Source organism: Elizabethkingia miricola, assembly GCF_001675285.1.
Taxonomy (GTDB): Bacteria; Bacteroidota; Bacteroidia; order Flavobacteriales; family Weeksellaceae; genus Elizabethkingia; species Elizabethkingia miricola.
This window is the reverse complement of record NZ_LSGQ01000003.1, coordinates 290,841-312,398: the sequence shown is the minus strand read 5'-3', so window position 1 is coordinate 312,398 and position 21,558 is coordinate 290,841. Positions and strand designations below refer to the sequence as shown.

The 21,558-nt window shown below is 36.2% G+C and carries 16 protein-coding genes; 11 read left to right on the top strand and 5 right to left on the bottom strand.

Translation table 11 applies throughout. The features are described from left to right. Positions 1 to 30 precede the first annotated feature (30 nt). Together ATE49_RS04375 and ATE49_RS04370 are read right to left on the bottom strand one after the other, a co-directional pair. Complete coding sequence (locus ATE49_RS04375; RefSeq protein WP_065081208.1) at positions 31 to 1,590, bottom strand: SusD/RagB family nutrient-binding outer membrane lipoprotein; 1,560 nt, start codon at positions 1,588 to 1,590, stop codon at positions 31 to 33. A gap of 11 nt (positions 1,591 to 1,601) precedes the next feature. Further along, positions 1,602 to 4,553, bottom strand: coding sequence for a SusC/RagA family TonB-linked outer membrane protein (locus ATE49_RS04370; RefSeq protein WP_065081207.1), 2,952 nt, complete (start codon positions 4,551 to 4,553; stop codon positions 1,602 to 1,604). A 739-nt stretch (positions 4,554 to 5,292) separates the two neighbouring features. Between ATE49_RS04370 and ATE49_RS04365 the strand changes: the two genes are divergently transcribed. After that, positions 5,293 to 5,871, top strand: a complete 579-nt coding sequence (locus ATE49_RS04365) for a ribonuclease HII (protein WP_065081206.1) — start codon at positions 5,293 to 5,295, stop codon at positions 5,869 to 5,871. A gap of 71 nt (positions 5,872 to 5,942) precedes the next feature. Further along, complete coding sequence (locus tag ATE49_RS04360) at positions 5,943 to 6,080, top strand: bacteriocin leader domain-containing protein (protein WP_065081205.1); 138 nt, start codon at positions 5,943 to 5,945, stop codon at positions 6,078 to 6,080. A 59-nt stretch (positions 6,081 to 6,139) separates the two neighbouring features. Here the strand turns inward: ATE49_RS04360 and yidC are convergent, their stop codons facing one another. Both yidC and ATE49_RS04350 read right to left on the bottom strand, forming a co-directional pair. Next, entirely contained in the window at positions 6,140 to 7,921 is a 1,782-nt protein-coding gene (yidC, locus tag ATE49_RS04355) for a membrane protein insertase YidC (protein WP_059343612.1), read from the bottom strand. A gap of 8 nt (positions 7,922 to 7,929) precedes the next feature. Continuing rightward, entirely contained in the window at positions 7,930 to 9,549 is a 1,620-nt protein-coding gene (locus tag ATE49_RS04350; RefSeq protein ID WP_065081204.1) for a CTP synthase, read from the bottom strand. Positions 9,550 to 9,765: 216 nt separating this feature from the next. On the opposite strand from ATE49_RS04350, the gene radA reads away from it, so the two are divergent. From radA to ATE49_RS04315, 7 genes are all read left to right on the top strand, one after another. After that, positions 9,766 to 11,112: a DNA repair protein RadA gene (gene radA / locus ATE49_RS04345; protein WP_059156859.1), complete on the top strand. Its 1,347-nt coding sequence runs from the start codon at positions 9,766 to 9,768 to the stop codon at positions 11,110 to 11,112. A gap of 20 nt (positions 11,113 to 11,132) precedes the next feature. Next, positions 11,133 to 12,287, top strand: a complete 1,155-nt coding sequence (locus ATE49_RS04340; RefSeq protein WP_065081203.1) for a helix-turn-helix domain-containing protein — start codon at positions 11,133 to 11,135, stop codon at positions 12,285 to 12,287. A 2-nt stretch (positions 12,288 to 12,289) separates the two neighbouring features. After that, positions 12,290 to 12,970, top strand: coding sequence for a class I SAM-dependent DNA methyltransferase (locus ATE49_RS04335; RefSeq protein WP_065081202.1), 681 nt, complete (start codon positions 12,290 to 12,292; stop codon positions 12,968 to 12,970). 6 nt (positions 12,971 to 12,976) lie between these two features. Beyond that, positions 12,977 to 13,681 (top strand): VanW family protein, encoded by a 705-nt coding sequence (locus ATE49_RS04330; protein ID WP_065081201.1) that lies wholly within the window; start codon positions 12,977 to 12,979, stop codon positions 13,679 to 13,681. A gap of 325 nt (positions 13,682 to 14,006) precedes the next feature. Further along, entirely contained in the window at positions 14,007 to 14,840 is an 834-nt protein-coding gene (locus ATE49_RS04325) for an SDR family NAD(P)-dependent oxidoreductase (protein WP_065081200.1), read from the top strand. Then, positions 14,837 to 15,823: an NAD-dependent epimerase/dehydratase family protein gene (locus tag ATE49_RS04320; RefSeq protein WP_065081199.1), complete on the top strand. Its 987-nt coding sequence runs from the start codon at positions 14,837 to 14,839 to the stop codon at positions 15,821 to 15,823. Before ATE49_RS04325 ends, ATE49_RS04320 begins: the two co-directional genes overlap by 4 nt. A gap of 563 nt (positions 15,824 to 16,386) precedes the next feature. Beyond that, positions 16,387 to 16,962 carry an acyl carrier protein phosphodiesterase gene (locus ATE49_RS04315; protein ID WP_065081198.1) on the top strand — a complete coding sequence of 192 codons (576 nt, stop codon included), beginning with the start codon at positions 16,387 to 16,389 and terminating at the stop codon, positions 16,960 to 16,962. Here the strand turns inward: ATE49_RS04315 and ATE49_RS04310 are convergent. Further along, complete coding sequence (locus tag ATE49_RS04310; RefSeq protein WP_034866413.1) at positions 16,959 to 17,471, bottom strand: DUF6702 family protein; 513 nt, start codon at positions 17,469 to 17,471, stop codon at positions 16,959 to 16,961. The genes ATE49_RS04315 and ATE49_RS04310 overlap by 4 nt on opposite strands. 87 nt (positions 17,472 to 17,558) lie before the next feature. On the opposite strand from ATE49_RS04310, the gene ATE49_RS04305 reads away from it, so the two are divergent. Together ATE49_RS04305 and ATE49_RS04300 are read left to right on the top strand one after the other, a co-directional pair. After that, positions 17,559 to 18,137 carry a HupE/UreJ family protein gene (locus ATE49_RS04305; protein ID WP_034866410.1) on the top strand — a complete coding sequence of 193 codons (579 nt, stop codon included), beginning with the start codon at positions 17,559 to 17,561 and terminating at the stop codon, positions 18,135 to 18,137. A gap of 281 nt (positions 18,138 to 18,418) precedes the next feature. Continuing rightward, positions 18,419 to 20,779, top strand: coding sequence for a M1 family metallopeptidase (locus ATE49_RS04300; protein ID WP_065081197.1), 2,361 nt, complete (start codon positions 18,419 to 18,421; stop codon positions 20,777 to 20,779). Positions 20,780 to 21,558 lie beyond the last annotated feature (779 nt).

Sequence of the window (21,558 nt, the reverse complement as noted above, 5' to 3'; positions counted from 1 at the left end):
AAGTTATTTTTTTATATATTATTAATATTGTTATCTTAACCAGAATGGAGTTGTCTGATTTTTAGTAAAACAATCTGCTGCACTAATATTAGGAACATTTGATGAATTTCCTGTATATTCTGAAACCGGATAAATTAACCTGTAAGGCTTACGCGGCTGCTGTGCATTACTAGCCAACGGAGTTTCCGGGAATCCTGTTTTAATATAATTAAGATAAGTTTCCATAGGACGATAATTTGCTAACGCAAATAATCTTTGATACTGTAAAGGTTCTAGTTTGTTACCTGCCGCATCCCATCCTAAGTGAGTATTACCATTAATTGCTGTTATATAAGTAGCTGCCTGAGCACTGGTTAACCCCCAAAAAGTAAATGAATCTCTAATTCCTTGTTCGAAATATGTTTTACCATTTGAGAAATATTGAGGGTATACAATTGCTGCCTCAGCTAATAAGAAATTACCTTCTGATGCTAACATTAGATATCCGTTATCAAGCCCACCAAGAGCATTAGACGCAGATCTGTTCAGATTACCGCCAAGAGCTGAAAAATCATCCTGAGATGCCCCTGCAATTTTTCCATTACCTTGTGGCGTTCCCACCAACTCACCATCAATAGCTATAAATTGTTTTACTCCTCTCGGATCTACAATTCCTACAGTAGGCTTTGAAGCATCTCCGTTTATTAACTTAGCGTAGTGCTCTGACACCCTAATCTGTGTATATGTATCATTATCTGTACCTGAAACATCTACAGCTCCATATCGTCTAAAGAAAGGATTCAACCCCTGATTACTTCCTGCATTATAACCAGGATTAATAGTCACATTATAAGTAACAAATCTTGTTGCAAAAGGAACTTTATCACTATTTAATTTCACTAATTCACTCGCAACAAATGACTTAACTGTTCCATCAGTAGCATTAGACATTCTCAACAACATTCTTAGCTTGATAGAATTTGCAAATTGTCTCCATTTAGCTATTTGTGCACTACCTCCAAAGATAACATCTTCACTCGCTTTTACTTGGTTATCATTATTTACCGGAGTATTATCTATAGCATCTATAGCTTCATTTACTCCTTTAATAAGGTCCATATAAATTGCTTCACCTTTATCATATTTTGGAGCTAAATTTGATTGCTGCTTAAATGCATCAAAATAAGGTGCATCTGAATAAAAATCTACAATATAATGCAAGTAATTAGCTTTTAAGATCTTTGCTATAGCCACATGTAAAGGCAAACTTTTTGCCGAAGACCCATCAATAATTGCCTGAAGGTTAGCTACTGAAAGATAAGTATTATTCCATAGTTGATTTCTGAAAGCACTGTTCAAATTTAATGAGCTTTCGTTAGGATAAACATTTGCCCATTGATAATTATTCCCTGCTGTTGTATTCATCCAGAAATTTGAAAGCTCAATCAGGTCACCAGTCTGAGCATCAAAAGTTGACGTTTCGGCTGCTGCTAATTTTTGTCTTGCTGGAACATTTCCATCAGGAACGGCATTGGGTGACATATTATCATCCAGACGACTGCATGAATATATTGAAAAGACTGCTCCTGCTATTAAAAATATTTTTTTCATAACGATTCTAATTAAAAATTTAAATTAAGACTAACACCATAAGACTTCAACACCGGATACTGACTTGATGTACTAAGCCCTTGTGCATTACCATTTGTAAATGAAGTATCAGGATCATTATAATTATCATTTCCTTTTGCTAGTTTAGTAAATGGATTTCTTGCGTGTATTCCGATAGTAAATCCTGTCAAACCAATTGGCTTAATAACCTCTGCCGGGAAAGAATAACTTAGTGCTATTTCCCGAATTCTAAATACTGTAGCATCTATAATAAAGTTATCTGCAATATTTGTATAAACATTAGAATAATATGAAGAAACACCAGAATAACTATCCCCCCCTGTCTTCACTGTGGTATTTGGAACATAATTTCCTGAAGCATCTTTATAAACAGAATTTGGCATTACGAAACCTCCTTTGGTTCTATCAAAATCAGCAGATTCCAAAAGCTCTCCAGAGAATGCGAATCCATTCTTAGCTCCGGCAAAAAATTTCCCCCCTTTACTATACTCTAATACTGCACTTAACTGGAAGCCTTTATAATTTAAACCTGTTGTAAATCCTAATTTATACTTAGGGTCAACTTTTCCATAACTCTGTAGCGTACTCGTATATAAAGGATCTCCTGTAACCGAATTCACAATAATTCGACCTTGGGGATCTCTCTGATATCCAGTCCCTTTTAAAATAATTCCTTCTCCTTTTTTGGCATATACTCCAGCAAAAGTATAACCACCTAAGAATACTTCATCAGTATCATCCGTAACTTTTAATACATTGGTATCAAATGTTGTTAAAGACATACCAATATCCCATTTAAAATCTTTTGAATTAAATATCTTAACATTTAAATCCGCATCAATACCTCGGTTTCTCAACAATCCTATATTCATTGTTCTCAATGTTAGCCCAGACGTTCTGGAGGTTGATGCATTAGTAATCAAATCATTAGTATCATCCTGATACAACGACCCCCCAAAGGTAATTCTATCTTTTAAGAAACCTAATGCAATTCCGATTTCCGCCCTTGTTACTTTTTCAGGTCTAATATTAGGATCGGTTTGTGAAGTACGTACAACAAAACTTAAGTCACCTTTATATGGGAAACCATAGCCTAGATCAGATAAATTCTGAATAGCATATGTTCCAATTGCTGAGGAACTAGTCGTTGTCCCATAGTTACCAAATACCTTCATGTAATTTAGTACATTACCACCAAAATCAAAAGCTTTAGTCGGTATAAATGAAACCCCTACAGAAGGGAAAAAGTAACTATTATTATTTTTTGGCAAAATTGAAGACCATTCATTTCTTGCTGTTGCATTAAGGAATAAATAATCTTTGTATGCCAAATCTAAGTTTGCAAACAATGCATGAACATTATATCGCGTAGTACCATTATTTAAGTTATATGGAATTGTAGGGTTTGCCAAATTCCATACCTGATAAAATTGAGGTATAATCATCCCGGTTCCTCCGGCTGTAGTAATTGAATATTTATACTCTTGATAGTTATGACCTGCATTTACTCTCAGATTTAAATCATCTGTAAGATCATAATTAAAATTCGCAATAAAATCACCATAATAACGCGCCAATTGGCTATTATACTGATTATATGATGAAGTAATTGCTTTAATCTGCGATCCTAATAAAACATTGGAATAACCATTATTATAAGCCTTATATTCTGAAGAAGTTAGCTGTAGATTGCCTCTATATAGTAAATCAATATTTTTATTAATTTTATATCCTACACTTCCGGTAGCATTAATGAAATAACTTGAGTTGTTATTTCTCACATTATCTATATACCAATATGGATTTCCATAATATTTGTTCCATCCATAAGCAAAATCTCTGTGCTCTTTCCATCTGGTAATAGGAATATCAGATGATGATTGCAATAACCAATAGTATATATCAGGTGTCGTTTGTGACGTATATGATTTCTGAATATTTACACTTCCGTCAAAAGACCATTTATCAAACTTAATTCCTGCTTTAAATAAAGCTGTGGTTCTTTCTAATTTATCTTTATCTACAACAAATCCTCTCTGAGTGTTATTTAATGACATTAACAAATAAGAATTCTCTCCTCCAACATTTGCAGTTATTGTATTCTGATACAATGTACCATTAACGAAAAAGTCTCTTGCATTATCTTTACCGTAAGGCGCAAATGGTGAATAAATAGAAGCTGGAGAATCCGGTGTATCCGCACCAGTATTAGCATTTATTGTAATTTTGCCATCCCCGTTATAATCATACAATGGAATACCATAAGGTAAAAGCTTTCCCGCATATTTAGGATCATCAAAAGCCGGCCCCCATGCCCCATTTTCTACAGAAATACGATCTCCATCCCATCCTTGCCCATATTTAGTCTGGCGTTTAGGAAGATACGCAGGTGATTCAAAGTCTACGGAACTATTAAAGGTAATATTCATCCTTCCTCCTCTAGCACCTCTCTTAGTAGTAACAACAACGACACCATTAACCCCCTGTGAACCATAAAGAGCTGAACCTTGCGCTCCTTTTATAATGTTGATCGACTCAATTACATCTGGAGGAAGCTGTTGCAGAGCAGTAGCTGTAGAAATTACATTATCTATAACTACCAAAGCTTCATTACTTCCCGTAATTGTTCTTTTACCACGGATAATAATACTGTTTGTACCATCAACACTACTATTTGTTTGGCGGATTTGAACTCCCGATACTTTTCCTTGCATTGCAAGAATTGGATCCGGGTTAGACGCTTGTCTTAATTCATCACCTTTTACGACTTGTTGAGCGGAAGTCTGTGCATCTTTAGATTTCTTAATCCCTAGCGCACCCGTAATAACAACTTCTTCAATGCTTTTAGTTTTAGCAGAGTCCTGTTTCGTCTTTTGTGCAGAAACCATTACAAAAGCCGAAGACAAAACTACCACCAAAACATTGTTAGTTAGTTTCTTCATATCAAATTAATTTTTCACTGTTTCAAATATGTGAATTTTAATTAACATAACAAAAGAAAAAATTAACATTTTTTTTATAAATTAAAATATATTCAATAATCGCTAATAAATAAATATAAAATAAATGTAATAATATAAATAAAATAAACAAATAGTAAATTAAAATAAAAAAACAATAATATTATAAACAATTAAATATTATCATATATAAATAAAAACAATACTAAAACAAAATTAATTATAACAAATTAACATATTAAACACAAGACATCATAAAACAAAACAATAAAAATAATTAAAATATTCATATCAAAACTATCAACAAAAAAACATATACGTACATATTAAACAATATATATCTATAATTTTCATTCTATCGTTTAGTTTTTTTATTCCAAATACTACTGATACTAGAAGGAAGTAAATTCATTTTCAACAAAATATCAGCCCTAAATCACTTTCACAATATTCACACAATTAATTAGAATAAGTAGTAGAGCAAATCACACTACAAAATCTATTAGTTATAAGCGATACTGTTACTATTAATAAATACTTTAATATAACTAAGAACTTCTTACTAAATTACTATTGCTTGCCCGTTTGATATCAAATTATTATTTATAAATTATAAGACTCATAAGGTTCATATAATATCACCAAAAGATTATTTTTTTTTAAAATAATTCAATATATTTGAAGTATTAATAAAAAACACGCACCTAAAAAGGAATAAATTATGGATTTGATGAAAAATTGGCAAAATAAATATACCGAAGCAGGTTGTGATGAGGTAGGAAGAGGCTGTTTAGCAGGTCCTGTGGTGGCAGCTAGCGTTATATTAGATGAAAATTTTAACAATTTATTTGTTAAAGATTCTAAAACCCTGTCAAAAACATCCATAAAAGAACTCGCTGAATATATCAAAGCAAATGCTCGTGATTATGCGATTGCAGAATTGCCTCCGGAGTTTATAGATAAACATAACATTCTAAATGCAAGTATCCATGCCATGCACTTAGCACTGGATCAATTGAAAGTACGCCCTGAATTTATTTTAGTAGATGGCAATCGGTTTCACCCCTACAATTATATACCTCATCAGTGTGTAATAAAAGGAGATTCCAAAGTATTAAGTATTGCTGCTGCATCTATTCTCGCAAAAGATTACAGAGACCGGTTAATGGAAAAGTTACATGAGGAATATCCACAATATGGCTGGGCCAAAAACGTAGGCTATCCTACCAAAGCACACAGAGACGCTATCCGGGAATTTGGCACTACACCCTATCACAGAATGAGTTTTAAATTACTTTAGATAAAAAAATAATCACTTAATAGTGATTATTTTTTTTTATATTTGATCTACAACCAACTAAATATCACAATATGAAAACGTTTTCAAAACTTGCTAATGCAAAACTTTTGGACAAAAAAGGGCTACGGCAGATTACAGGGGGAATGGAATGTGTATGCGGCAGACCATGCCCGGATCCAAACCAACCACCTCCAAAAGAATGTGACTAAAAAAATAAAGCCTCGGTACGTGTACCGAGGCTTTATTATATATTTTATACGTAAGAAGTTTACTTCTTCTTATTTTGTTGCTTCAATTGCTCCATCTGCTTTTGCTGATCCTGAGCTTTTTCCATCATTTCACGCATTCTTGCCTGGAAACGGCCTTCTTTTTTAGGCTTAGCCTTATTTTCCTGAATCTGAGCATGAATTCTCTTTTCATCCAAAATGAAATACTTGATGACTAAGATAATTACAATGTTAATAGCGTTGGATACAAAGTAGTACCAAGATAAACCTGATGCTGCAGAGTTCAGGAAGAACAGGAATGTAACCGGGAAGATATACATTAATGGCTTCATATTTGGCATTCCCTCCTGAGTAGGCTGCTGCATATTACCCGCAGTCATCACTGTATAGATAAGAATTACAATCGTACACGCCAATGCAAAAACACTAAGGTGCTCTCCTAAGAAAGGAACATTAAATGGCAACTTAATTAAGTCATCATATGCTGTAAGGTCATTTGCAAACCAGAAACTCTTACCTCTCAGATCTAACATATTCGGGAAGAATCGGAACAAAGCATAGAAGATCGGAATCTGCACCAAACCCGGGAGACACCCTGCAAACTGATTAACACCAGCCTTTCGGTAGACTTCCATTGTTGCCTGTTGCTTCTTCATAGGATCAGCATTCTTATACTTTTCCTGAGCCTCTTCAATTTCCGGACGAATCACACGCATCATAGCACTCAGCTTATGCTGCTTGTACATAATTGGAGAAAGGATAATCTTCACCGCAATTGTCATCAAGAAAATCACCCATCCTGCAGCAATACCCCAAGATGAAAGAAGGTTATAAACAGGGATAAAGAACCATCTGTTTAAACTTCCGATGAAAGACCATCCAAAAGGAAGAATTTCATCAAAGTTTTTATCATAAGACTTTAACAGATTAAGATCTAATGGCATGAAATACCATTTAAAATCCTGATTCAGCTCATTTGCTGCCAAATCAACCTGCCCGTTATAATTGAATTTCTTCAGGTATTCACCTTTTTCAATTGTTTCCTGATTACCTTTAGAGTTTTTGAAACCATTCTGAGCTTCAATTACTGCAGAGAAGAACTGTTGCTTTACACCGATCCAGTTAAGGTTTTCTTTGGTTTCATCCATATCACCTCTCGAATCATAATCATAACTTTTATAGTTATTGAAAGCGTAAACAAACTCTGTATGTGTCTGTTCCTGAGAGCGTCCTTTTTCAGCCTCACGAACATTATAGTTCCATACAAACTCAGCTTTGTTATCAGACACTAACTGAGAAAGTCCCTGTGTTCTTACTTTAAAGTCTACAGTATACTTATCTAATAAGGTATAGACAAACTGAATTGTAGCTGCTCCAACATTCGCCTGCATTGTAATAGCGTTGCCATTAGCTGTTGCATTAAAGACTAAGTCTTTGGTATTAATTACTTTTCCGGATTTGTCTTTAAACTGGAAGCCATAATCAGCATTGTTATTGGCAAATAACAAAAGAGGCTTGTCTTTTGTCTTTTCATCAAAAGCGTTGAACTTATTAAGTCTTACCGTAGAAATTTGTCCGCCAAGCGTTGTAAAATCAACTGTCAGTAAATCATTCTTCAACTGTACTTTCTGAATACTTGCCGCATTGGCATTATTCTGCATTTGTGCAGCATTTGATTTCTGAGCAGACTGTGTCACCTGAGTTTTTGCATGATCTTCAGGTTTTTGCTTCGACTGGAAGTAAAACATAACCCCCATAAGGATTAATGAAAAAACCGCAAAACTGATCAGTTGGCTTTTGCCTACACCATTATTTTGTTGCATTTAAAAAATTATTTTTTTGTTTGAAATTTTACAGCAGCCTCTACCAATGCCTTGAATAAAGGATGTGGATTTGCTACAGTACTTTTGTATTCCGGGTGATACTGAACACCTACATAGAATGGATGACTTTTCAATTCCAAAGCTTCTACCAATCCTGTTTCAGGATTCTTACCTGAAGGAATAAAATCTTTAGCTTCAAAATCAGAAGTATAATCACTGTTGAACTCGTATCTGTGACGATGTCTCTCAGAAATATTTTTAGAATTATAGATATCAAAAAGCTTAGTAGAAGCCTTCACAGCACATTTCCATGCACCTAAACGCATTGTACCTCCTTTTTCGGTAACATCTTTCTGTTCCTCCATCAGGTTAATTACCGGATATTCAGCGTTTGTATCGAACTCGGTACTGTTGGCATTATTAAGACCCAAAACATTTCTTGCAAATTCTATCGTCATAATCTGCATACCAAGGCAAATTCCCAATACCGGAATATTGTTTTCACGGGCATATTTCGCCGCTTCAATTTTACCTTCAATACCTCTGTCACCAAATCCAGGTGCTATTAATACACCATCTACACCTTTTAGCAATTCAGCAACATCTCCGCTTTCGATATCTCCACTGTATACCCAACGTACTTTTACCTCAGTCTGCATAGAGCCACCTGCATGGATAAATGCCTCGGCAATAGACTTATAAGAATCCTGAAGGCTTACATACTTACCTACCAAAGCAATTTCTACACTCTTCTTAGGGTTTTTATATTTTTTCAGGAAGTCTTTCCAGTCTTTCAGATCAGGTGTATTGGTTGTTGGCAATGCCAATTCAGTTAATACAACCTCATCAAAGTTTTGCTTATGCAGCTCTAACGGAACTTCATAAATTGTTGGTAAATCAAGACATTCGATAACATTTGCCTGATTTACGTTACAGAACTGTGCTAATTTAGCACGCTGATCTTTTGGAATTTTATGTTCGGTTCTGCATACCAAAACATCTGCCTGAACGCCGTACTCCATTAACTGACGTACAGAGTGCTGAGAAGGTTTGGTTTTCAGCTCACCACTGGATGCTAAATATGGAAGAAGTGTCAGGTGAATCACCATAGAATTGGTTTCACCAAGCTCCCAACGAAGCTGACGTACACTTTCTATATAAGGAAGAGATTCGATATCACCTACAGTACCACCGATTTCAGTGATAATGATATCGTAATTTTCTTTTGCAAGAATTTTAATTCTGCGCTTGATTTCATTGGTGATATGAGGAATTACCTGTACAGTTTTACCCAGGAAATCACCTTTTCTTTCTTTATCGATAACAGTCTGGTAAATTCTACCTGTCGTAACGTTATTGTTCTGACTGGTCGGTGAATTCAGGAAACGCTCGTAGTGCCCTAAGTCCAAATCTGTTTCAGCACCATCTTCTGTTACATAACATTCTCCATGTTCGTATGGATTTAAAGTTCCCGGATCGATATTAATATACGGATCCAGTTTCTGAATAGTTACATTGTAACCTCTGGCTTTCAACAACATACCAAGGGACGCAGAAACGATCCCTTTTCCCAAAGAAGATGTTACACCACCGGTGACGAAGATGTATTTTGTAGCTTTTTTACTCATTAGATTAGGTTTGTGCAAAGTTAAAGGTTCTCATCCAATTGGGCAACGTGAAATGCAATTGATTTAAAAATCAATTAATCAGCCCTTTATAAAACAAGTCTTTATTTTCTCTGCCATTACACCTTCACCAAAATCATTCCTCAGCAAAACTTTTTTGGCAAAAACTGAAAATGAAATTGTAATTTGCAGTATTAATCAAAGGTTTAGAGATAAAAAGTGGCAAAGGTCAAAACGGCATATTACTGTCAAAATTGCGGAACTCAATATCCGCAGTGGCACGGACAGTGCAAAAATTGTGGAGAATGGAATACTTTGGTTGAAGAAATTATTGAAAAATCGACTTCAAAAAATTATTCCGGAGAAAAGAAACAACATATCATTAACATTATTGAGGTCAACGCTCAGGAAGAACCAAGAATTGCAACTCCGAGCGACGAACTGAATCGTGTATTGGGAGGTGGAATTGTACTGGGTTCTGTTACCTTAATTGGTGGTGAACCAGGCATCGGGAAATCTACCCTTTTGCTTCAGCTGGCACTAAAAATGCGCAAGCGTGTTTTGTATGTCTCCGGAGAAGAAAGTGCTTCACAAATTAAAATGCGTGCAGACCGTCTTACTGACCTCCAAAATCCGGAGTGCTTCCTTTTTACAGAAACTTCTGTGGATAAAATTCTGCATGAAGCGAAAAAGCTGCAGCCACAGTTTATGATTCTGGACTCTATACAGACATTACATTCCAGTCTTATAGAAAGCTCACCGGGAACAGTTTCTCAGATTCGGGAATGTTCCTCAGAAATTATAAAGTTTGCCAAAGAAACCAATACTCCGGTATTTCTAGTAGGTCATATCACCAAAGACGGACAAATTGCCGGTCCGAAAGTACTGGAACATATGGTAGATGTAGTTCTAAATTTCGATGGCGACAGAAATCACCTTTTCAGATTACTAAGAGCTAATAAAAACCGTTTTGGCTCCACTTCCGAAATTGGTATTTACGAAATGATATCTCAGGGCCTGAAAGAAATTAAAAATCCTTCTGAAATTCTGATTACCAAAAAATTTGAAGAGCTGTCCGGTAACTCGGTAGCCGTAACCCTGGAAGGAAACCGCCCAATGCTACTGGAAATTCAGGCTTTGGTAAGTACCGCTGTTTATGGTACTCCACAGAGAAGCTGCACTGGTTTCGATGCAAAAAGACTGAATATGCTTCTGGCAGTATTGGAGAAACGCGCAGGCTTCCAACTTGGATCGAAAGACGTGTTCCTGAATATAACCGGTGGTATTAAAACAGATGATCCGGCACTGGATTTAGCTGTCGTAGCCTCTATCTTGTCTTCCAATGAAGATATTGCTATTTCCGAGAAGTATTGCTTTGCAGGAGAAATAGGTCTTAGTGGAGAAATACGGCCTGTTCCCCAGATTGAACACCGGATCACAGAAGCCGAAAAGCTGGGATATGATAAAATCTACGTTTCCAATCTGAATAAAATACCTAAACGGAAATTTGCGATAAAGATTGAAGAAGTCAGTAAAATCGAAGATTTCCACGAAAGACTATTTTAAATAATTAAAACAACATCAGAATGCCGATTGAAAATATTCAGAAATTTGTTCTTGTATTGCTATACGGCAGTCTGGTTTTGCAGTCATTCACTCTGTTGTCAAATCCTATGAACGTTAATAAGAAGGCAAATTTTGCTTTCGGAATATTCCTGTTCTTATGGTCCGGCTATTGGATTTTGGACATTCTGACAATTTGTGGATTTTCACCTGGCCCCATATTAATATTCTCAGTCTATTCTGTATTAATATTTACCCCTCTTTTCTTATTCTTCAGCGTTGTATTTTTCATCAATCCCAATTACCAATTCGGAAAAAAAGATTTAATATGCTTTGTTATTCCTGCTATTTACTTAATTGTATTATTCAACTCTGAGGAAAACAAAATACTACATATCCTTGCAATGCTTATTGTAATTGCCCACAACCTTCCTTATGTTGGCATTATCTATTATAAGATAAGGAAACACCAGAAAAGAATTGAAATCATTTCCTCCAATACTGAAAGCATCAACCTGCAGTGGCTTATTAAGCTAAGCTTCCTGTTATTTATAACGATTATCATAACTGTTTGCTACGAACTTTTTAATACGTTTATCTACAAAATGCATCAGAATCTTGTAATGGATTTATTGTTCCTATTTATTGTTTACAGTACTTTTTATCATGTTCTGCGACAAAAAGAAATCTATCCTGTAAGCAAAATGCAGCTGGAAGAATTGTTATCTATAGAACCAGAATCTGAAGAAAAAGCAGAAAAGAAAAAATTAATTCCGGATGAAGATTTTGAAAGCCTGAAAGAAAAGTTACTAACATTAATGAAGGACGGAAAACCTTACCTGGAAGGCGATCTCAATTTATTAAAACTTTCAGAACTTATCGGCATCAGTACGCATCAGCTCTCCTATCTGCTGAACAATGGTTTTAATGAAAACTTCTTTCAGTTTGTTAATAAATACAGAGTAGCACATGCCAAGGAATTATTATTAAGTGACTCTTATTATAAAATGTCTGTTTTAGGCATCGCTTTTGAATCAGGATTCAATTCAAAAACAGCCTTCAATACGATGTTCAAAAAGATAATGGGAATAACACCTTCTGAATTCAGGAAAAATCAGAAAGAATCCGACTCTGCCGATACAGGAAATTTAAACAGCTATCCTGAAAAACCGTTATAATTATGCACCAGAAAGCTATTCAAAAATATTACGATCAGCTGGCCAGCACCTATGACGAAAACAGATTCAGCAATTCTTATGGTCAGTATATAGATGCTCAGGAACGGAAATTTCTGACATCCTTTTTTCATAAGCGTAAAAGGCTGAACAAAACACTGGATCTTGGATGCGGGACCGGCAGATTATTAGACTTTGCGACCTCTGGTGTGGACTTTAGTGAAGAAATGCTGTCACAGGCTAAAGCTAAATACCCTTATAAGAACCTGACCGTAGGAAACATTACAGGCATCCCGTTTGAAAATGAAAGCATGGACTGTATCTTTTCTTTTCATGTCATCATGCATCAGGACAGAGAAACAACGCAACAATTCCTTTCGGAGTCCTGGCAAAAACTGAAACCAGAAGGATTTTTAATTTTTGATTTTCCCGTTAAAAGACGGAGAAAAAATCATGCTTCTACAGAAAGCTGGCATGCTTATAACAGTTTTAACCCTGAGGAAATTAAATTTTTATTCAGGAATCAATGGGCTATTACCGAGACCCATGGAATTTTATTTTTCCCGGTACACCGCATTCCAAAATCTTTACGCAGATTATTTCTTCCTCTGGACAATTGGCTTTGCCGCTCCTTTCTGAAAAAGTGGGCTTCATATCAGATTATTGTTTTACAAAAAACTCAATAAACCTTCATGAAGTTCATCAAAAGATATATTCCACACTCTCTTAAAATTCAGTTATACCTTCTGAAACGAAAACTTCTGGATACGCTTCAGAATAAAAAATATGCTTCCGTTATTCACATAAAAGATATTGGGGATATTCAGACAGCGCTGACGCTTACAATAATGCCCAGTCCCTTTTTCGAAAACAAAGTTCATAACCTGAGAATTGTTCAGCAAAAACTGGAAGGTATTACAATTTATCCTGGTGAATACTTCTCTTTTTGGAAATCTACAGGTAAAGCCAGCAAAAAAAATGGATTTAAGGAGGGACGGAATCTTGTTGCCGGAAAGCTATCCCAGGATACTGGTGGTGGGATTTGTCAGTTTTCATCCCTGTTATATTATGCCGCTTTAAAAACAGGATTTATTATTACCGAACGCCACCATCATTCTATAGATATCTATAAAGAAGATGAACGCTATATTCCACTAGGTGCAGACAGCACTGTTGTTTATGGTTTCCGGGATTTGCAGTTTATCAATCCTTACAATTTCCCCGTTCAGCTGAAATCAAAAATTGAAGACAACTCAATTACATTACATATACTGGCTGAGAATAAATTTCCGAAACATCATGTAGATTTTGAATACAGCCATCAACCTGATACAGTCAGTGTAAAGACAGTAATCAATCAAAGAGTTGTAGCCGAAAATATTTATATAAAATCCTAATCAGGTAATTTAGGAACAAGAAAACTACATACCGGTTTATAAAACCGCACTATTATATAATCCAATCATCATTATTACAAGCCTTTATTATATAGTTCCGTTTTATAAATAAGGGCTTTTGGAATACCTGCCGGCAGTACATTTGGCTAACCAAATATTAAAAAAATGTCACTACCCGCCATTCCTCCCACCACTTATGCACATCTGTTTAAAAGATTTATAATACAGACAAAGCATCTTTTTAAGTTCCCTCCGACTATTGCAATAAAAAAATAATTTATATTTGTTTAGCATCTAAACAAATGATGCAGAACCAATTACAAAAATGTCTGAAAACAAATATGCAATTGTAACAGGAGCCAGCCAGGGAATGGGAAAACACATTGCTCTGGAATTAGCTAAAAGGCATATCAATCTTGTTTTGATAAGTCTTCCCAATCAGGGGCTGGATTCATTCTGTCAGACTTTGATTTCAGATTTTGGAATCGAAGCCATTGCGTACGAAACGGATCTTTGTATTACCGGAAATATTATGGAACTCGCCCAATGGGTCAATGAGAATTTTGAAGTTTATATTCTTATTAACAATGCAGGTCTTGGCGGTTCCATGAAGTTTACAGAAGCGCGGACAGAGTACATCAGCAAAATTATTCAACTGAATATAACTGCTACTTCCCTGCTCACCCATCTGCTCCTCCCCAACCTCATCCGTCAGAAAAAAGCATATATTCTAAATATTTCCAGTATTGCAGCTTTAGCACCGATTGGCTATAAAACAGTTTATCCTGCATCCAAAGCCTTTGTACATTCTTTCTCCAGAGGATTGAGGTATGAACTAAAAGATACAAATGTACTGGTAAGTGTAGCACATCCCGGCCCCATGAAAACAACTGTGGAAAACACCGAAAGACTAGACAGACAAGGAGCCCTGGGAAAATTCCTGATGTCGACACCGGAGAGAAATGCCCGAGTATGTGTAACGCAATTATTAAAAGGCAGATCACTAATTATCCTGAACAAACTAAGCTGGCTGGTGATGAATTATGCTCCGGACTGGTTAAAAACACGTCTAATCTCCGAAGCCAGTAAAAAAGAGATTCTGGAACAATATACTGAACACAAAAAAGCAGCACCAAGAACTGCTTCGTTAAAAGAATGAAGAATATATTTATTACCGGCATTTCCGGACTTCTGGGCACCAATCTTGTCAATCTTCTTTTGGAACAGAACTACAGAGTTACCGGACTTATCCGGAATCCCGATAGCTTTACAGGCACCAGAAATGAAAATCTCACTTTATTAAAAGGTAATCTCTTCGATGATTATTCCACAATATTTTCTGATATCGACATTGTTATCCACATTGCTGCCGAAACCAGGCAAAATATACTTCAGTATGAAGACTATTATAAAACCAACTACGAAGCCACACATCATTTATATGAAACTGCTGTAAAATCAGATGTAAAGAAATTTATTTTCGTAAGTACCGCTAATACTTCCGGATTTTCAGATTCAGACGGTTTGGGCAATGAAGGCAAACCGATGAAATTCCCATTCACAGAATCTTTTTATGCTTTGAGTAAAAAAGCTGCGGAAGATTATCTCCTCCAACAAAACAATGCTACAGAAACTGTCATCATATGCCCCACTTTTATGCTTGGCGCTTTTGACACCAAACCCAGCTCAGGCAGGATTATCCTGATGGGACTTCATAAAAAGCTTATTCTCTATCCACCGGGCGGAAAGAACTTCGTGTATGTAAAAGATGTTGCACAAACCATTATCAATGCGATAATCCATGCTAAAAACGGTGAAAAATACATCGCCTGCAATGAGAATATAAGCTATAAAGATTTCTTTCAGAAACTGAATACAATAAACAACCAGAATCCTCTGATGGTAAAAGTCCCCGGATTCGTTCTGAGAATAGCAGGCCTTTTCGGAGATCTGCTAAGAAAGTTGAATATTAAGACGGATCTGTGCACGCCAAATATGGAATCGCTGTGTATTGAAAATTATTATACCAATCACAAGTCAGCAACGGAACTCAATGTGCAGTATCACTCCATTGAAACCGCTATAAAAGAAGCTTCAGATTATTTCAATACGGACTTCCGGAAAACAAACCGGAAACATTAAAACTCTTTACGTTCCTTTCGCTAAAATTATAACATCAACACAAAGGCACAAAAGAATCAAAGATTTTAAAACTTTGAGGTCGTTGCTAAGCGTTAGTGGCTCCGCGGACTTAAAAACATGATAAATATCCAAAGAACCTTTGCGAACTTTGCGTTTAAACTATTACCACAAAATTTTCACCCAAGATACTTATGCTATGTCCCTATGTGGTTTAGAAGTTAGAATAAACCACAAAAGGCACAAAAGATATATTGCTACCGTTTAGTTTTCACCACATAGATACATAGTTTCCATAGCTGATGTGGGGAAATTTATTTTCCTATGTAAAACCTATTAGGGATTATTAGCTATGTTTCTATGTGGTTTAAAAGTATTAGGCTTTGCGGTCTTCAAAACGTAATAAAAGCCCAAAAAACCTTTACGAATTTTGCGTTTAAACAACAATTACCAAACAACTTTCATAATGTTGTGTAAAGAATTAGACCATTCCTTTAAGCTGCTCGGAAAAGACCTTTATAATTTATTCTGAACAAATTCGCTACCTTTACTCAAATAAAATAAAGATGAATCTCCTTGCTCATTCCTATTTATCGTTTTCCGATGGACAAATTGTGGGCAATATGATTGCGGACTACGTTAGAAATGCCGACCGGGAAAAACTTCCTGTAGAAGTACAAAATGGCATTATTATCCACAGAGAAATTGACACCTATACCGACCAGCATCCTGTTACGCATAAGGCCAAAAAAGTTTTCCAGCCTTTGGTCAGATTATATTCCGGTGCTTTTGTAGATGTCAGCATGGATTACTTTCTTGCCAATGATACGGCAATACATGACGAAACCGACTGGAAGAAACATACAAAGCATGTATACAATACATTGTGGAATTATGAAGAAATACTTCCGGAAAGATTTCTCCACATCCTCCCTAAAATGGAAGCCGATGACTGGCTCTTCAACTACCGATATGATTGGGGAATAAAATACAGCCTGCAAAATGTTCTGAACAAAGCCAGGTATCTGGAAAAGGATATTCCGGTTTTCAATTCGTTTATGGAAGAAAAAGATTTCCTGAAAGAATGTTATGATGAGTTTTTCCCAGATCTGAAAAATCACATAGAAAATCTGAAAGTTTAAAATTGCTGATATTGGTAGCGGTCAGGGTACAACAATTTAGTACTCTTTCTTTGTCCGCCGACTACAATATGTATAATATTCATCTGGTCGTCGAATAAATTGTACAGTATGCTTACTGCTGTTTCTATTTTTTTTGGATTCACCACTTTTTCGGTTTCCAGATAGACGTCTACAGCTTCTGAATTTTCTTCGTAGCCCAGAAAGTTTATCCGGATTTGATTGTTATTTACTTTCAGTTTCAGGTATTCCTCAAAATACTTCTGCAGCAGAGCCTGCATATCGCTTTTAAATTTCGGATTATTAAAGAACACTTTTTTCGCATACTTTTTATCCAGCGCATTTTCCATATCGTCTATGAAAAACTTTCCGGTAATCTCAAAAGTCTGGGATTTGGCATTGTAACTGAATTCTACAGAGCCTACATGATAAGGATGAACATCTTTTGCTTTTGCAGAAGAAAAAAACAAAATTCCCGAAATCAACAAAAAGATCCTAAAAAAGATTTTCATCTGCACACATTTATAATTATTCGTATTTAAGAGGCTTTGCTGTTAAGCTAATTCAAAAATAATCAATATTTTCGCAAAAACGACGCCATGAACGATTTTATGTTTTACCTCAGGATGGGCTGGGATCATATTGTTAGTAAAGACGCACTGGATCATCAGTTATTTATTCTGGTACTAATCGCAGTGTATACCATACAGGATTTCAAAAAAGTACTGATTTTGGTTACTGCATTTACAATTGGCCATTCTCTTACACTGGCGCTAAGTGTTTTCGATATCCTTAGAGTTCCTTCTGCATGGGTAGAATTTCTTATTCCGTGTACCATAGCTATTACTGCACTGATTAATATTTTTGGTAAAAATAATGTTCAGAAGCAAATGAAACTCAACTATTCTCTGGCACTCTTTTTTGGGCTCATCCACGGAATGGGTTTTGCCAATTCTATCCGGATAACGCTGGCCAAAGAACAAAGCATTGCGACAGGGTTATTAGGTTTTAATATAGGTCTTGAACTGGGACAGATTGTTGTGGTACTTGCCGTTCTTATTATTCTGTTTTTACTAACAACTATCTTCAAGCTGGATCGTAAAAACTGGATTATGTTTGTCTCCTCCGGTGTATTTGCATTATCCCTGCAGATGGCTTTAGAAAGAATTCCTTTTTAAGAACCTGTTTGAATTTTAGTCAAAAAAAAATATAAGGCTTCGATAGTTCGTCAGGCTCACTATAAACTCAACTCAGCCTGACACTACTAAAAGGAAGCTCTTTTGGACAGGCATTGTCACTCTGAGCCTGTCGAAGAGTACTAACTATAAAATTCAAACAAGCTCTAAAGATTTTAATACTTAATAAAACAAATATCAAATAATTCTGTAAAAAAGTTCATTCCTTTTTGCAGAAAATACACCTGCATTTTTATACCTTTGAAATAAAAATAATTTCGACCATGAAATTTAAGTCTTTGTATTTATTATCCCTTTGCAGCCTTGGTGCCTTTGCACAGAATATTCAGAACAATCCGGGCAGCAATCACGGAAACAAATTCGAACAACTAGGAACCATACTTCCTACTCCCAATGTATACAGAACTGCCAGCGGCGCACCAGGTGAAAAATACTGGCAGCAACGTGCAGATTACAATATCAACGCTTATTTAGACGAAGATAAGCAGCATTTGAAAGCATCGGAAACGGTTACTTACTACAACAACTCACCCGATACTTTAGATTATCTATGGCTGCAGCTGGATGAAAACGAGCACAGCTCTGTGAACAATGCAGGCTTCGAATTCTCCAGTACGATTCCACAGGCTGTTACTGCAGACAAACTGAAGATTTCGGAATATCCGATAAAAGATAATGGCTATGGTGTAAGAATAGAAAAAGTTACGGATGCTAATGGCAGTCCGCTAAAATATACCATCAACAAAACCATGATGCGTATAGACCTTACCACACCTCTGAAGAAAGGAGAAAAAATAGTCTTTAAAGTAGACTGGAACTACAACATTTCTGACCGTATGAAAGATGGCGGCCGTGGCGGATACGAATACTTCCCGGAAGATGGCAATTACCTTTTCACCATGACGCAATGGTTCCCGAGAATGTGTGTATACAGCGATTTCCAGGGATGGCAGAACCACCAGTTTACAGGGCGTGGTGAATTTGCACTTCCTTTCGGTAATTACAAAGTAAGCATCAATGTTCCTGCAGACCATGTTGTAGGTGCTACCGGCGAATGTAAAAATTACGACCAGGTAATGTCATCCGCACAGAAACAAAGATGGCAAAAGGCACAAAGCGCTACTGCACCGATAGAAATCGTTACACTGGACGAAGCTAAAAAAGCGGAGAAAAATAAATCCAAAGAAAGAAAAACCTGGATCTTTGAAGCCAATGATGTACGTGACTTCGCATGGGGATCTTCCCGTAAATTTGTATGGGATGCTATGCCACAGGTTATCGCCGAGAACAATAATAAGGTAATGTGTATGAGTTTCTACGGAAAAGAAGCTTATCCTATCTACAGCAAGTTCTCCACAAGAGCTGTAGCACACACCATTAAAACCTATTCAGATTTTACCATTCCTTATCCATACCCTGTAGCACAAAGTGTAGAAGCTTCCAACGGAATGGAATATCCTATGATCTGCTTCAACTACGGAAGAGCAGAAAAAGACGGCACTTATTCCGAAGCGACTAAAAACGGGATGATTGGTGTGGTGATCCACGAAGTGGGACACAACTTCTTCCCAATGATTGTAAACAGTGACGAGCGCCAATGGAGCTGGATGGATGAAGGACTTAACACCTTTGTGGAATATTTAACAGAAGAACTTTGGGACAATAAGTTCCCTTCTAAAAGAGGTCCGGCACATACTATTGTCGATTATATGAAACTTCCGAAAGACGAGCTGGAACCTATTATGACCAATTCCGAAAATATTACCCGTTTTGGTCCTAATGCTTATTCCAAGCCGGCAACCGGACTTAATATTCTTAGAGAAACCATTATGGGGCGTGAGCTTTTTGATAAAGCATTTAAAACCTATGCTAAAAGATGGGCTTTCCGCCACCCTACTCCGGCAGATTTCTTCAGAACAATGGAAGATGCCAGTGCTGAAGACCTTGACTGGTTCTGGAGAGGCTGGTTCTACGGAACAGATCCTGTAGATATCGCCATAGAAAAAGTAAGCGTTGCAAAAGCTGACACCGATACAAAATCTATGGAGAAATCTACTTCTGTAAAAGTTGCCAAAGCTGAACTTCCGGTATTCGATGATATTTCAAAAGTCAGAAACCGCGAGGACAAGAAGATTACTTTCTACACTGATAAAGATAAGGAAGCACAGGATTTCTACTGGAGATACGACAGAGGTATGGAAAAAGTAGATCCTAACAAGACTTTCGAAGTAAAAACGCCGGCATCTGAAAACCTGACAGGAAAAGACAAAGAACAGTTTAAAGATACTTACGCTTACCAGGTAGACTTCGCCAACAAAGGTGGACTGGTAATGCCGCTGATTGTGGAATTTACTTTTGAAGATGGTTCCAAAACCACAGACAGAGCTTCAGCACAAATCTGGAGACACAACGAGCAGAAAGCATCCAAAACTTACTTCTTCAACAAGAAAGTAAAATCTATACAATTGGACCCAATGCTGGAAACAGCAGATATCGACACCTCCAACAACTACTGGGGTGCAATGCCTGAAGCCAGCAAGTTTAGCATCTTCAAAGCGAAACAAAATCAGGCACGAGGTGCTGCAAACGGTGTCATGAATCCAATGCAGGCCGCAAAGAAATAGCCAAGACCAATTATTAATTAATATGATTGAAAGCCTTATTACCTATGTGATAAGGCTTTTTTATGGTTATTTTCAAACCACATAGATACATAGCTAATAATTCTAAATAAAGTTTTACATAGGAAATAAATTTTCACACATCAGCTATGTATTCTATGTTAGTATCGAAGATACCTTCATTCAATGCTATGGAAACTATGTATCTATGTGGTGAAAACTAAACGGTAGCAATATATCTTTTGTACCTTTTGTGGTTCATTCCAACTTCTAAACCACATAGGGACATAGCACAATATCCCTGAAAACTATGTGGTAAAAATTATTTAATCGCAAAGTACGCAAAGATTTTTTGAGCATTTATTACGTTTTGAAGAGAGCGGAGCCGCTAGCGCTTAGCAAAGGTTAATAAGAACATAACTTTATTAATTTCTAAAATGGTAGAAGTAATTTTACCTTTAGGTGAAATCTTTGTATCCTAAAAACCATAACATATTAACATTATCTTTTGTGTCTTTTGTGGTTTATTCTAATTTCTAAATCACATAGGTACATAGCACAATATTCCTGAAAAACTATGTGGTAAAAATTATTTAATCGAAAAGTACGCAAAGCCGCTAACGCTTAGCAATGACCCCTGAGGTTTATTCAGTGTGTATATCTAATTCTGAAAATCTTTGATTTTCTTGTGCCTTTAAAACATACTCTCGATATGCTGTAATTTGTGCCTTTGTGTTGATATTATAATTTTAACGCATGGAGCACTGAGTTACTCATGCCTG